General features: G+C 47.1%; 17 protein-coding genes. 11 read left to right on the top strand and 6 right to left on the bottom strand.

What is annotated here, in order from left to right:
• Positions 1–29: 29 nt before the first annotated feature.
• The 3 genes from ABNS04_RS02540 to gpsA all read left to right on the top strand — a co-directional run bounded on the left by ABNS04_RS02540 (position 30) and on the right by gpsA (position 2,056).
• Positions 30–461 (top strand): rhodanese-like domain-containing protein, encoded by a 432-nt coding sequence (locus ABNS04_RS02540; RefSeq protein WP_006953871.1) that lies wholly within the window; start codon positions 30–32, stop codon positions 459–461.
• Between the two features lie 82 nt (positions 462–543).
• Positions 544–1,038, top strand: coding sequence for a protein-export chaperone SecB (secB, locus tag ABNS04_RS02545; protein WP_006953870.1), 495 nt, complete (start codon positions 544–546; stop codon positions 1,036–1,038).
• Positions 1,039–1,054: 16 nt separating this feature from the next.
• On the top strand, positions 1,055–2,056 hold the full coding sequence (gene gpsA / locus ABNS04_RS02550) for an NAD(P)H-dependent glycerol-3-phosphate dehydrogenase (RefSeq protein ID WP_006953869.1): 1,002 nt from the start codon (positions 1,055–1,057) through the stop codon (positions 2,054–2,056).
• A 15-nt stretch (positions 2,057–2,071) separates the two neighbouring features.
• On the opposite strand, the gene slmA is transcribed toward gpsA, so the two are convergent.
• From slmA to coaBC, 3 genes are read right to left on the bottom strand one after another with little or no spacing between them, the layout of a single operon-like run.
• Positions 2,072–2,665, bottom strand: a complete 594-nt coding sequence (gene slmA / locus ABNS04_RS02555; protein WP_006953868.1) for a nucleoid occlusion factor SlmA — start codon at positions 2,663–2,665, stop codon at positions 2,072–2,074.
• Between the two features lie 16 nt (positions 2,666–2,681).
• A complete protein-coding gene (gene dut, locus ABNS04_RS02560) occupies positions 2,682–3,137 on the bottom strand; it encodes a dUTP diphosphatase (RefSeq protein WP_272978287.1) in 456 nt (151 codons plus the stop codon).
• Positions 3,138–3,155: 18 nt separating this feature from the next.
• Positions 3,156–4,373, bottom strand: coding sequence for a bifunctional phosphopantothenoylcysteine decarboxylase/phosphopantothenate--cysteine ligase CoaBC (gene coaBC / locus ABNS04_RS02565; protein WP_006953866.1), 1,218 nt, complete (start codon positions 4,371–4,373; stop codon positions 3,156–3,158).
• A gap of 106 nt (positions 4,374–4,479) precedes the next feature.
• Between coaBC and radC the strand changes: the two genes are divergently transcribed.
• The 3 genes from radC to rpmG all read left to right on the top strand — a co-directional run bounded on the left by radC (position 4,480) and on the right by rpmG (position 5,739).
• Complete coding sequence (gene radC / locus ABNS04_RS02570) at positions 4,480–5,154, top strand: DNA repair protein RadC (RefSeq protein ID WP_040487498.1); 675 nt, start codon at positions 4,480–4,482, stop codon at positions 5,152–5,154.
• Between the two features lie 180 nt (positions 5,155–5,334).
• Positions 5,335–5,571 (top strand): 50S ribosomal protein L28, encoded by a 237-nt coding sequence (gene rpmB, locus ABNS04_RS02575; protein WP_006953864.1) that lies wholly within the window; start codon positions 5,335–5,337, stop codon positions 5,569–5,571.
• A gap of 12 nt (positions 5,572–5,583) precedes the next feature.
• Positions 5,584–5,739 (top strand): 50S ribosomal protein L33, encoded by a 156-nt coding sequence (rpmG, locus tag ABNS04_RS02580; RefSeq protein WP_006953863.1) that lies wholly within the window; start codon positions 5,584–5,586, stop codon positions 5,737–5,739.
• Between the two features lie 78 nt (positions 5,740–5,817).
• On the opposite strand, the gene ABNS04_RS02585 is transcribed toward rpmG, so the two are convergent.
• A complete protein-coding gene (locus ABNS04_RS02585) occupies positions 5,818–6,450 on the bottom strand; it encodes a 2OG-Fe(II) oxygenase (protein WP_272978286.1) in 633 nt (210 codons plus the stop codon).
• 79 nt (positions 6,451–6,529) lie between these two features.
• Here ABNS04_RS02585 and ABNS04_RS02590 point away from each other — a divergent pair, with 79 nt between their 5' ends.
• Both ABNS04_RS02590 and mutM read left to right on the top strand, forming a co-directional pair.
• Positions 6,530–7,015 carry a hypothetical protein gene (locus ABNS04_RS02590; RefSeq protein ID WP_272978285.1) on the top strand — a complete coding sequence of 162 codons (486 nt, stop codon included), beginning with the start codon at positions 6,530–6,532 and terminating at the stop codon, positions 7,013–7,015.
• Positions 7,016–7,027: 12 nt separating this feature from the next.
• Complete coding sequence (gene mutM / locus ABNS04_RS02595) at positions 7,028–7,840, top strand: bifunctional DNA-formamidopyrimidine glycosylase/DNA-(apurinic or apyrimidinic site) lyase (RefSeq protein ID WP_272978284.1); 813 nt, start codon at positions 7,028–7,030, stop codon at positions 7,838–7,840.
• On the opposite strand, the gene bioH is transcribed toward mutM, so the two are convergent.
• A complete protein-coding gene (gene bioH / locus ABNS04_RS02600; protein WP_272978283.1) occupies positions 7,841–8,605 on the bottom strand; it encodes a pimeloyl-ACP methyl ester esterase BioH in 765 nt (254 codons plus the stop codon).
• Between the two features lie 322 nt (positions 8,606–8,927).
• Here bioH and ABNS04_RS02605 point away from each other — a divergent pair, with 322 nt between their 5' ends.
• The 3 genes from ABNS04_RS02605 to ABNS04_RS02615 all read left to right on the top strand — a co-directional run bounded on the left by ABNS04_RS02605 (position 8,928) and on the right by ABNS04_RS02615 (position 11,511).
• Positions 8,928–9,383 (top strand): phosphoribosyltransferase family protein, encoded by a 456-nt coding sequence (locus tag ABNS04_RS02605; RefSeq protein ID WP_006953857.1) that lies wholly within the window; start codon positions 8,928–8,930, stop codon positions 9,381–9,383.
• Between the two features lie 38 nt (positions 9,384–9,421).
• Entirely contained in the window at positions 9,422–10,000 is a 579-nt protein-coding gene (gene nfuA, locus ABNS04_RS02610) for a Fe-S biogenesis protein NfuA (RefSeq protein ID WP_006953856.1), read from the top strand.
• 116 nt (positions 10,001–10,116) lie between these two features.
• Positions 10,117–11,511, top strand: coding sequence for a DUF4397 domain-containing protein (locus ABNS04_RS02615; RefSeq protein ID WP_272978282.1), 1,395 nt, complete (start codon positions 10,117–10,119; stop codon positions 11,509–11,511).
• On the opposite strand, the gene ABNS04_RS02620 is transcribed toward ABNS04_RS02615, so the two are convergent.
• Positions 11,482–12,795, bottom strand: a complete 1,314-nt coding sequence (locus ABNS04_RS02620; RefSeq protein WP_272978281.1) for an MATE family efflux transporter — start codon at positions 12,793–12,795, stop codon at positions 11,482–11,484. The genes ABNS04_RS02615 and ABNS04_RS02620 overlap by 30 nt on opposite strands.
• Positions 12,796–12,823: the final 28 nt, after the last annotated feature.

The following is a 12,823-nucleotide window of genomic DNA, read 5'->3' on the forward strand; positions in this document are numbered from 1 at the left end:
CCATTAACCGAATAAATAAACGAGTTAGCATGCAACAACTAATGACATTTGTAGCGAATAATCCATTCATGAGCGGACTATGGGTTGTTCTTTTGCTCGCGTTAATCATTATGACCATTCGCTCTACCATGCAAGGTATCAAGCAGTTACAGGCGCAACAAGCGATTATCTGGACTAACCGAGAGGACGGAATATTTGTCGATATCCGTTCAGCGGATGAGTACCGAAAGGGACACGTGAGTGGTGCTAAATCATTGCCGCAGCAGCAGATCAAAGACAATAAGGTGCATGCTATTGAAAAGTTTAAGGATGCCCCCATTGTATTGGTATGCAACACTGGACACACGGCGGTTTCGGTCGCGAAAAGTTTACAAGCACAAGGCTTTAACCAAGTCGCTGTCCTAGCAGGTGGCATGAATGCTTGGCGTAATGATAAATTACCGATTGCAACAGGAAAGTAGTTTTTAACTAAAAATTTAGCTAAAGTCGTCAATCGACAATTTAGTTTAGTGAACAACCAACGTTTTAATAGGAAGTATCATCATGGCTGACGAACAGCAAGCAAATGGCGCAACTGCCGAAAATCAACAACAACAACCGCAGTTTGCTATCCAACGCGTTTACACTAAGGACGTTTCTTTTGAAGCGCCAAATTCGCCTTCAGTATTCCGTAAAGAATGGAAGCCTGACCTGAAACTCGACATGAACGTTAAGCATGAAAAACTTGAAGACAACGTTTATGAGGTCGTGCTGACTTTGACGGCAACTAATAAAGTAGGCGACGAAGTCGCATTCCTTTGTGAAGTTCATCAAGCGGGTATCTTCACCATCGGTGACGAAGTTCAAGAAGGTCAATTAGCGCATACGTTAGGTTCGTTCTGCCCGAACATCTTGTTCCCGTACGCACGTGAATGTGTAGCAAGCTTGGTTAACCGTGCGACTTTCCCACAGTTGAACTTAGCACCTGTGAACTTTGATGCGATCTTCGCGCAACACGTTCAGCAGCAACAAGCACAACAACAGCAAGCTGACGCGTAAGGACTGGTTGCTTAATATGAAGCAAGCAGAAGTTGCGATTCTAGGGGCGGGGTCTTATGGCACCGCCCTTGCTATTTGTTTCGCTCGAAAAGGGGTGAAAACCTTACTCTGGGGACGCGATGAGGTGCAAGTTGCGGCGATGCGAGAACATCGCGAAAATGCGCATTACTTGCCAGGTTGTAAATTTCCAGAAAGCTTAACAGTTACCGCAGATATTAAAGCGGCGGTGGATGGCGTGAAAAATGTGGTTGTGGTAGTACCGAGCCATGCTTTCGCTGACATCTTAAATACCATCAATCCGCTACTAGCAACGCACGCACGCGTCGCTTGGGCGACTAAAGGTCTCGAGCCAGAGAGTGGACGCCTATTGTATGAGGTCGCTGAGGATGTGCTTGGCAACACTCACGCATTAGCGGTATTGTCGGGTCCTACCTTTGCAATTGAAATGGCTAAAGGCCTACCGACGGCTATCTCGATGTCATCGACAGATCAAGATTTTGTGGATGAGCTGTCAGAAATGTTGCATTGCGAGCGTTCTTTTCGCGTTTATACCAATGATGACTTTATCGGTGTGCAACTCGGTGGTGCAGTCAAGAATGTCATTGCAATTGGTGCTGGTATGGCGGATGGCATTGGTTTTGGTGCGAACGCACGTACTGCGCTTATTACCCGTGGTTTAGCCGAGTTGACACGCTTAGGTCTCAAGCTGGGTGCCAAAAGTGAAACCTTCACTGGGATGGCCGGTTTAGGTGATCTTATCCTTACTTGTACAGATAACCAGTCACGAAATCGTCGTTTTGGATTAGCGTTAGGTCAGGGTAAGTCTGTAGATGATGCATTAGAATCCATCGGTCAAGCCGTCGAAGGCTACCGTAACACGAGAGAAGTCGTGTCTTTAGCGCATCGTGAAGACTGCGAAATGCCGATCTGTGAGCAGATTTATAAAGTGTTATACGAGGGTAAGGCGCCGGAAGAGGCGGCTATCGCGTTATTGAGTCGTGCTAAGAAGAATGAATGATACAATTACTGGCTGCTAGGATGCAGCCAGTAATTGTTGTTCCATAAGTTGCCACTGTTGCTCAAAGTGTTCCGTAGGTAAGCGTTTAAAATCTGAACGTACGAATTGACTAATCTTACCATCAGCGAATGACAATAATAGATTCGCGAGTACACCTTCTTCTACAGCGAACCGCTTTTGTTCTCTTAATGCCTTTTCACGTAAAACTTGCTTCAGTTGTGACTCAATACGGTTAAATAAATCCTCTATCCTATGGCGTAGCCTGTCATGCTCCCCCATTAATGCATCACCTGATATGACACGAGTAATTCCAGGATTTCTTTCAGCGAAAGTAAGCACTAACTTAAGGATCGTTTGGCAACGCATCAGCGTGTCTTTCTCTTCGTCCATAATTAAATTAATGCGGCTTAAAAGCGTATCTTCGACAAACTCAATAAGCCCCTCGAACATACGTGCTTTTGATGGAAAGTGACGGTATAACGCTGCTTCCGAAACACCCAAGTTAGCCGCTAATTTTGCCGTGGTAATCCGTTGCCCGGGGCTTGTCTCCAACATGGCGGCAAGGGCTTGTAGAATCTCTTCACGACGGTTTCTTTTTTGTTGTGTCATCGCGTTACCTAATTAACTATTGCTTACCAGAATGGCCAAACCCGCCTTGGCCGCGATCGCTTGCAGCGAACTCGTTTACAATGTTGAGATCGGCCTGAATGACAGGAACAATCACTAGTTGTGCAATGCGGTCGCCAGGTTCAATTACGTAATCTCTTTCACTACGATTCCAAACGGACACCTTAAGCTCGCCCTGATAGTCCGAGTCAATGAGTCCGACAAGGTTGCCAAGAACGATACCGTGTTTGTGTCCAAGTCCAGAGCGAGGTAATAACGTCGCTGCATAGTTTGGGTTACCGATATGCATGGCAAGTCCAGTTCCGACTAAGTGCGTCTGTCCTGCTGCAATAGTCATGGGCGCATCAATACACGCGCGAAGATCCATGCCTGCTGAACCGCTAGTGGCGTACTCAGGAAGCGGGATGTCGGTGCCAATTTTAGGATTAAGTATCTTGACTTCTACCGAGGTCATATTGATTCGGTTCCTTAATTATCTACGAAAATTCTGATGAAAGTGGTTCGCAATATAGTGTGCCAGCTGATGGGCAAGCGATGTTTTACTTTGTTGCTCAAACACCACACGCTCGTCAGCACTGAGCACCACGGCGGCGTTATTATCACTATTAAAGCCAATATCACTATTGCTAACATCATTGGCGATGATGAGCGCTAACTTTTTACGTTTCAATTTATCAATCGCATACGTTTCTACGTCGCGTGTTTCCGCTGCAAAGCCAACGCACATCGGTGCAGGGTTCTGTTCAGCAATGGTTTTTAGAATGTCTGGGTTTTCAATAAGCTCGAGTTGCGGAGCACCCGATTGAGCGTTCTTCTTTATTTTGTGTTCGGCGATATTCGCGACACGATAATCTGCCACTGCAGCACAACCGATAAAAATGTCACTCGGGTTCGCCAGGGCTGCTTCTAACATCTCTTGCGCTGATTCTACATCAAGCCGTTTCACCCCCGTGGGCGTTTGAAGGTCAACAGGACCTGCTATCAGTGTCACTTCAGCACCGAGTTTGGCTGCCGACTGAGCCAGGGCAAATCCCATTTTACCGGAGCTGTGGTTACTGATGTAACGCACGGGGTCAATTGCTTCTCGCGTTGGACCTGCAGTGATAGTGAGTCGCACGCCTGCAAGCGGTTTACTCACTGAATCCTGTAACTGCTCAATGATGAACGTTTTAATTTGATGGGGCTCACTCATGCGTCCAGCACCTACATCGCCACAGGCCTGCGAGCCCGACTCGGGGCCAATCGCCTTGACTCCTTGCTCGCTAAGCCGTTGCATATTGGCCTTAACCGCAGGGTGTTGCCACATTTGTTGATTCATTGCCGGCGCCAGCAACAACGGTGCAGCAGTGGCAAGACAAACGGTACTGAGTAGATCATCAGCAAAGCCATGAGCGAGTTTAGCTAACGTATTAGCGCTGGCCGGCGCAATCATAACAATATCGGCCCACTTCGCCAGTTGAATGTGACCCATACCGGCTTCTGCTTGTGTGTCGAGTAGTTCACTATGCACTTCTTCACCGGATACCGCTTGAAGTGTCATGGGCGTCACAAAGGCTTCGCCACCTTTGGTCAGTATGACACGAACCTGCGCGCCCTCGTCTTTGAGGCGACGTATCAGTTCGGGTATTTTATAGGCTGCTATGCCTCCGGTGATACCGATTAAAATATGTTGACCTGCAAGTGCACTCATGATGAATCACCAACGTCCGTATGTTAAGACACGTAAAGATAACATGAGCTACGGCGAGGCGGTAGTCTGTAAGGCTACACTCGAGTATTTTAGCGGAGCTGAATCAATGAGTGTAAAGTCTTGGCCTGAGTCTGAAAGACCCCGGGAAAAGTTACAGCAGTTTGGAGTTAGTGCGCTGTCAGATGCGGAACTGTTGGCGATCTTATTGGGGAGTGGTTGTCGAGGTTTGGACGTGGTTACGTTTGCACGACAGCTGCTCGTGCAATTCAACGGGATTGGCCCATTACTGACATCCTCGAACCAGCAACTGATGGCTGTAAAAGGGCTAGGGCCCGCGCGGATTAATCAGCTACAAGTGGTACTCGAACTCTCAAAACGCTACTTAGCTTGGCAACTTTCGCGGCGGGACGGATTTACTGAACCATCGATGGTGAAGGAGTATTTGTCAACTCAGTTGCGTCATCAGCGGCGAGAGGTTTTTGCACTGCTATTGCTTGATAGCCAACATCGTTTGTTGCGTTATGAAGAGCTATTCTACGGTACGATTAATGCTGCTCCAGTTTATCCGCGTGAAGTGCTTAAACTTGTCATGCAGCATAATGCGGCTGCCGTTATCCTGGCGCATAACCACCCATCGGGAGTGGCGGAACCGAGCCAGGCCGATAAACGGGTAACAGAAAGGCTCCAGAAAGCACTTGCCCTGGTTGACGTTGCGTTGCTTGATCACTTCGTGATCGGTAGTGGTGATCCTGTTTCATTTGCCGAAAGAGGGCTTATTTAATAATCACTGGAGATCTATTGCAAGATAGCGTAAAATTGCGCCCGAACGATCAAAGAGATCAAAAAACCGCCGTTTTAGCTTGATTAGCGGGCCTGTTTGCTGTATAAAATGCGCCCTCGGATTTCTAGGCAAGGTCAAATTGGGCGACAGGCGAGCTTGCAGCAATTTTGGAGTAGAGACATGTCACAAGTATGCCAAGTTACAGGTAAGCGTCCGGTAGTCGGTAACAACCGCTCGCACGCACGCAATGCGACTAAGCGTCGCTTTTTACCAAACTTACAAACTCACCGCTTCTGGGTTGAGAGCGAGAAGCGTTGGGTAAAATTACGCATTTCTACCAAAGGTATGCGTATCATCGATAAAAATGGTATTGACTCGGTATTAGCGGATCTCCGCGGCCGTGGTATCAAGGTGTAAGGAACAGATATTATGCGCGATAAGATTCGTTTGGTGTCGTCTGCTGGTACAGGTTATTTCTATACTACAGACAAAAATAAACGCACCATGCCAGAGAAAATGGAGATCAAAAAGTTCGATCCAGTGGTTCGTAAACACGTGATCTTCAAGGAAGCAAAAATCAAGTAATTTGGTTTTGTTTCGCAAAAAACCGGCTACTACGCCGGTTTTTTTATATCTAAAATTTATGCTATGTGCGCGACTAGATTAGCGTGGTGGATCGATAATGCCGGAGATGCTGGCGTTTAACCGGAACCAACCTGTTAAACTGAAACGATCTTTTTGGCTAGGAAGTACCTCGTGTACAAACTGGTCACTTAAAAACACGACTAATGTGCCACGTTTTGGTAATACTTTTTCCAACACCTCACCGCGCTTTCCGTACATTACTAATTCGCCGCCATCGGCCTCGCTCCACTCAGGGTTAAGATAAAGCACCGTGGTTAACTTGCGATTACTTTTACCTTTAAACGCGTCCAGATGCTTTTTATAAAACGCGCCTTTAGGGTAGTGAGCTAAGTGACATTCGTAGTCGAACAAACCCATAAAGAGCGTGCGGTTAACAGCGAGTCGTAACTGTTCCATTAAGTTCAGGAAGGGGGCGCCGTAAGTGCTGTTATCGTCTAGCCAAATAATCCTATCGTTACGAACCATCGTATTAATGGTATGTGTTTGAGCGCGTCCAATGGCAGCGGTCTGCCAATGAGCTGAGGCAATTTGGCTCGCTTCTTGATACAGTGGTTCTGCGACGGTGTGGGGTAAAAAACTCGGAATAATTGCGTATCCACGCTCAACAAGCGCGTCGATTATCGAGTCAATGTGATGGGATATTTTTTCCATAGCCATGATTAAATAAGATAAGCGGCGAGAATATAAAGTATTATTGTGATATCAACAATTGTTTTGTCGAAGAGAGTCTATGGATATTAACGAAAAGCGACGGTTTTTTGGACTCACATTTAAAAAAAGCACTTGGAATAATATCATCGTTTACGTGGTGCTTATCATCGTGGCGACTTTTTGGTTTGCTTTTCCAAATCCGAATACCAAGATAAGCTCGGGACCCACTCAGTCGTTGATGGGTAAGTCAGATGAACTCACAGGAATCGAATTTGCAGGTTCAAAATACCAACTGAAGGAGCAGCAATGGACCTGCCAAGGTGATTGTATTCAATCCCAAGAGCAAGTGTTGGCGCTTATTAATCAATGGCTACAGTTGGCGATTTCAGCGACAAGCCAAAGGCCTCAAGGCGATCCAGTCATCGTGACTTTGTATTTTGGCAACGATAATTATGCTGAAGTTGAGCTTTATGATAAACCCACGGTAATGCTTAGGCTGCCGCAACAAGGACAATTATATTTAGTAGAAAACGCAACTCGCGCGTCTCTAATTCCTAGTAACTAGTGGAGCCTCATTGTGCCAGAATTACCAGAAGTTGAAGTGAGTCGTATGGGTATAGCCCCGCATATTGAAGGGCATAAAATTGAGCGTGTTAATGTTCACGATACACGATTACGCTGGCCTGTGCCTGACCAAGTTCATCACGTTGAGGGAAGCCGTCTTCTTCGCGTGGTTCGACGAGCGAAATATTTACTGCTAGAAACTGAGCAGGGCACACTCATTTTGCATCTCGGCATGTCAGGAAAGCTACGCGTAGTGCCGATTGAAACACCGCGCGTTAAGCATGACCACATCGAAATAGAGTTCGCGACGGGACAGTGTTTGCGGCTCAACGATCCGCGTCGGTTTGGCGCCCTATTATTTACTGAAACGAATGCTGACGAGCATAAGCTGCTAGCGATGCTTGGACCCGAGCCTTTGACGGATGAATTTAATGCAGATTATCTATTCGAGCGATCACGCAATAAAAAGCAACCGATAAAGACGTTCATCATGGACAACCATCAAGTGGTTGGTGTGGGTAATATCTACGCCAATGAAGCGCTCTTTAAAGCAGGTATTCATCCCAAGCGCGCCGCTGGAGCAATAAGTAAAGTGCGCTATGAAAGATTGGTTAAGCACATCAAAGAGACATTAGCTGAGGCGATACAGCAGGGTGGCACGACGTTACGTGACTTTACTCGAGTGGATGGTTCCCCCGGTTATTTTGCCCAAAAACTTCAGGTTTATGGGCGAGGCGGAAAAATGTGCATGGTCTGTAAAAAGCCATTGCGAGAAATTCGTTTAGGCCAGCGCAGTACGGTGTATTGCACACAATGCCAACGTTAATCAGCCTTTGATAAAGTTTATCAGGCGTTCGATAAACAATTCGGGTTCGGTGATGAACGGCGCGTGAGCGCTGTCATTAAATACGTAGGACGTGGACTGTGGAACTAAGCGCTCGATCGCCTGACAAACGCTGATAGGTACCAGCCCATCAAGTCTACCATACATGCGTAGCATAGGCGCTTGGATATGCTTGAGAGTGTTGCGAAGATCGGTTTTTTCAAGCAATTTCAGTCCGGTAAGCAATGTTTCTTCAGAGGCTAACGGGGATTCAAATAACCACTGTTTGAGTTGCTTTACTTGCTGCTTTGCATTTTTACTGCCCATCGCTTGGAGTGATAAAAAGCGCTCCACCGTTTTACGAAAATCATTTTGTAAATCGGTTTCTAGCTGGGTCATTAATCGTGGCTTGATGCCTGGCCAATCACTCGACTCCAGAAAGTAAGGGGATGACGCTACGGTGATCAATTTATCGACGCGCTGGCAGTGTCGGGTAGCTAACGACGTGGCTATTAATCCACCCATTGACCAGCCCAATATATGGAAACGTTGAGGTAGGGAAGATAGCAATTGGTCAGCGATGGAATCGACGGAATTCGATAGGGTTTCTTCATGACTATCACCAAAGCCTGGCAGATCGACCAGCCATACATTGAAGTGTTTGCTGAGTTCGTCTTTTATCAAGCTCCATACGTGACGATTCATACCCCAGCCATGGAGTACAACTAAATCTTCCCCTTGCCCCTGTCGTGTTATTGCAATACTCACTATGTTTCTCTTTTTTTGTCGATATTGATGAACTATGCTATCTCGCCTTAATCACCTCGCCATCATACTGCAATTCAATGATTGTGTCTTTTGCCAACAACCAACGAACTCGCTAACCGGAATCTGCACTATTTGCAGTGCGCAGTTGCCCAGAATGTGCCCTCGTTCCTTTCGGCACTTGTTGTTGGAACATGCACCACCGCATGGAGAGCGTTGCTTCCGTCGACAGCGGCTTTGCATCGCAGTTTGGCGATATCACACGTCAATACGTTGGCTAATCAATCGCTTCAAGGAGAGTGGAAACAGTCACTGGGCTCGACTATTGGCATTACAACTGAGCGCACAGGTTTTGCTTACCTATCGCTATCACAGCATGCCTTTGCCTGACTATTTAGTCGCTATGCCAAGTACTGACAAGGATTGGTTAAAACGAGGCTTTCATCCCGCCGGCTTGATTGCTCACCATTGCGGACGTTTACTTTCGATCCCGGTTGCCAAACGTGGCTTGCTATGGATAAAACGTTTGGACAAGCAAAAGTATCGCAGTCGACAACAGCGCTGGCTGAGTCGAATAGGAGCTATTAAGGCGAATCGCAAATTATCGGGTCAGTCGATTGCGGTAATTGATGATATCTGCACAACAGGCGCAAGTTTTTGCGCTGCGAGTGAGGCACTACATGCCGTTGGTGCGCGTTCAGTTGATGTTTGGAGTCTGGCGTATAACCTAGGAGCGTCCCGCTCGAACACTAGTCTTTTGGCAGTGTCTGCGTTAGAATAAAACCTAGTAAATTACTCAAGTATAGGAACGGTGATATTATGATCCGCATTTCGGAATCTGCACAAAAGCACTTCTGTAAGTTGTTAGCTGATCAGCCCGAAGGCACAAACATTCGCGTATTTGTTGTTAATCCTGGGATGCCGAATGCTGAGTGCGGTGTATCTTACTGCCCACCCGACTCAGTTGAGCCAGATGATGAACGACTTCCTTTTAACGGTTTCGACGCAGTCGTTGATTCAGGAAGCGCGCCGTTTTTAGAAGACGCTGTGATTGATTTTGAGGAACAAGAACTTGGTTCACAATTGACACTGAAGGCGCCTAACGCTAAAGCACGTAAAGTGGCTGACGACGCGCCTCTGATTGACCGTGTGGAATATGTGATTCAAGCGGAAATTAATCCTCAGCTTGCCAATCATGGGGGTCATGTTTTAGTGACTGAAATCACCGAGGACGGTAAAGCGGTCTTACAATTTGGTGGTGGTTGTAACGGCTGTAGCATGATCGACGTGACCGTGAAAAACGGTATTGAGAAAGAACTCATCGAGCGTTTCCCAGATGAGATCACGGGCGTCCGAGATGTGACTGAACATGAACGTGGTGAACACTCGTATTACTAGATCATTCTAGCTATACAAGCTTACAAATTCTTTACAAAATTTGTTAAGCAAATGTGATCCCTCGCATTTGCATAGTTCGTAGTGATATTTGCCCTAATCATTACGAGGAAATTACAATGCGAGGAATCACTAAACTTAGTGTACTACTTTTGCCGACGCTTGTCTTGTCGGGATGTTGGTTAGATGACGATGACAACGACGATGAAGTAGTTGTCGACCCCACACCAGAAAGTAGTTTCGTACGCGTGCATCATACAGCCTCTGATGCGCCGAACGTCAATGTAATAGCAGAAGATACAACGCTTTTAGAAAACGTACCTTATCAAGCCAGCTCCAGCGTTATCGAAGTCGAAGAAGGTGAGTATTCGATAACGGTTGAGGGCATTTTACCCGACCAATCGACAGCTGCAGTCATTGGACCGGCGGACCTGACTTTTAACGCAGACACACGCTACGAAATATTTGCCGTGGGTAATGTGAGTGATGAAAGTCTCGAACCTTTAGTCATTAGTAATCCAGTGTCGGACGTTGCGAGTGGCAATAGCCGCATTCAAGTAGTCCATGCAGCTTATAACGCCCCCGGAGTTGATGTCTATCTGACTGCGCCTGACGCAGCACTTGCCGACGCATCGCCCGCGGCCACATTGGAGTTTAGTGATGACTCAGGTCAAGTCTCGGTTGAAGCCGGTGACTATCGTGTTCGTCTAACCCCAGTAGGTGAAACAACCGTGGTCTATGACTCGGGTACCATTACGCTTCCCGACGGCAGTGACTATATCGTGGCTGCAACAGATAATACAGCAACAGGCGATTCACCTGTGACGCTGCAGATTGCAACGGGTGACGGTACGGTTTTAGTTCCTGACGCAAACGCAGGAGCGGATGTACGTGTTATTCACGCCGCTGCCGACGCACCAAATGTTGATGTAACGCTGAATAACGCAGCCGATCCGCAAATCACTGATCTTGCGTTTCAATCAGCCACTGACTATATCAACGTCGCAGAAGGTGACTATTTGGTCGATGTCGCCGCAACCGGTGGCACACCGCAAGTGTTAGATGATGTCGAGTTCTCGCTAGAAGCCACAATGAGTTATAGCATTTATGCGGTGGGTGCTTTAGGTGATGACTCATTAGCTCTACAGGCATTAACTGAGCAACGTCGTAGTATTGCAACGGCCGCGCAGCTTCAAGTGGTGCACGCGTCTCCTTCAGCGGGTAACGTGGATATCTATTTGACCGCAGCTGAAGATATTAGCGATGCTGATCCCGTTGTTGCCGATGTACCTTTTGATGTTGAAGGCTTGGTGTCAACAGGTAGCTTACAAGTCACTCCAGGTGAATACTACGCGACTGTCACTGCAGCAGGCACTAAGACTGCAGCAATTGGTCCTGTATTATTCAACTTAGAAGGTGGTGGTATCTATACAGTTATCGCGGTCGATGCTGACGGTGGTGGCACACCTCCACAAGTTATTTTACTAGACGACCTTGCGACTCCTGCGCAGTAACCAAATCGCTTGGTAAACAGCACGCATAATGAGAAAGCCACTCAGGGCCAGCCACAAACCATGGTTCTCGAGTGGCTTACTTAGCCACCAAATCGGGATAAAACCAGTAATAGCCGCAAGCAACATGGTATCTCGCATGGCTTTTGACCATGCTAGACCGATAAACACACCATCCAGCCAATAGCTCCAATGTGCAAGCAACGGTAGTGCGATCACCCACGGTAAATAGCGCATTGCAGTATCCACTACGGCTGATAAGTCAGTAATCAAGCCAATAATTTGCTGCCCTAACAACCAAAATATGAGTGAATAGCCGACCGCGAACAGGCTTGACCACAACAGTGTAATCCTGCACCAGTAGCGTACTTGATTTGGGCGATTTCGTCCTTTGGCTTCGCCGGCTAACGCCTCAACAGCATATGCGATGCCATCAAGCCCAAGTGATATCAGCATTAAGAATTGCATTAACACTGCATTGGCAGCCACTATGGTCGTGCCATATCGTGCGGCGTAGCCTGTCATCATCGCCATACAAAGTTGCAGTGTCAGGCTGCGAACAAAAATATTGCCATTAGCCTGTAAGAACAAGCTTAATTTACTGGCAACAATACGTGCCTTGCGCAACTGCCAACCTAAGGTGTGACGACACCAATAGAAACCGATGATAGCTGTTGTCCACTCAGCACAGAGTGACGCGTAGGCTGCACCTTTAACGTTCATGTTTAAGCCGACGATAAGGATGAGATCAAGTACGACGTTGACGAAGTTAGTAATAATCACTAACCACATCGCTCTTCGACTATCTTGACGACCGAGTAAAACACCCAGGCAGATCAGTGTTGTGAGCGCCGCTGGCGCTGACCATAATCGAATTTGAATATAGTCCGTGGCGTAATTGAGTAACTTTGGGTCTGGTGCGACGAGCCACAATGACACTGAAGTTATAAAAGGACTCAAGCTAATGATTACCACGCCCAGTATTAAGGCGGTGAGAATCCCATGGGTGAACAGTTGATGTTGTTCTGTTTGATCATCGGCGCCAAAGGCTTGGGCAATAGCGCCCGTTGTCGCCATACGAAGAAATACCGCAAGTAGATATATAAAGCTGACGACCATGGCGCCAATCGCAACTGAAGAGAGATACACGCTGTTTGGCAAGTGCCCGATAATTGCCGTATCGACTAGCCCTAAAAGCGGTGCAGCGATATTCGAGATCATCATGGGTAACGCGATTGCAAATACGCGACGATGATCGGCGCGCGCAAAGCCCAACAACTTTTGCATTAAGCGAATTCCAACTAAATCATGTAGA

Origin of the sequence: uncultured Idiomarina sp. (genome assembly GCF_964010655.1) — a bacterium.
GTDB lineage: Bacteria > Pseudomonadota > Gammaproteobacteria > Enterobacterales > Alteromonadaceae > Idiomarina > Idiomarina baltica.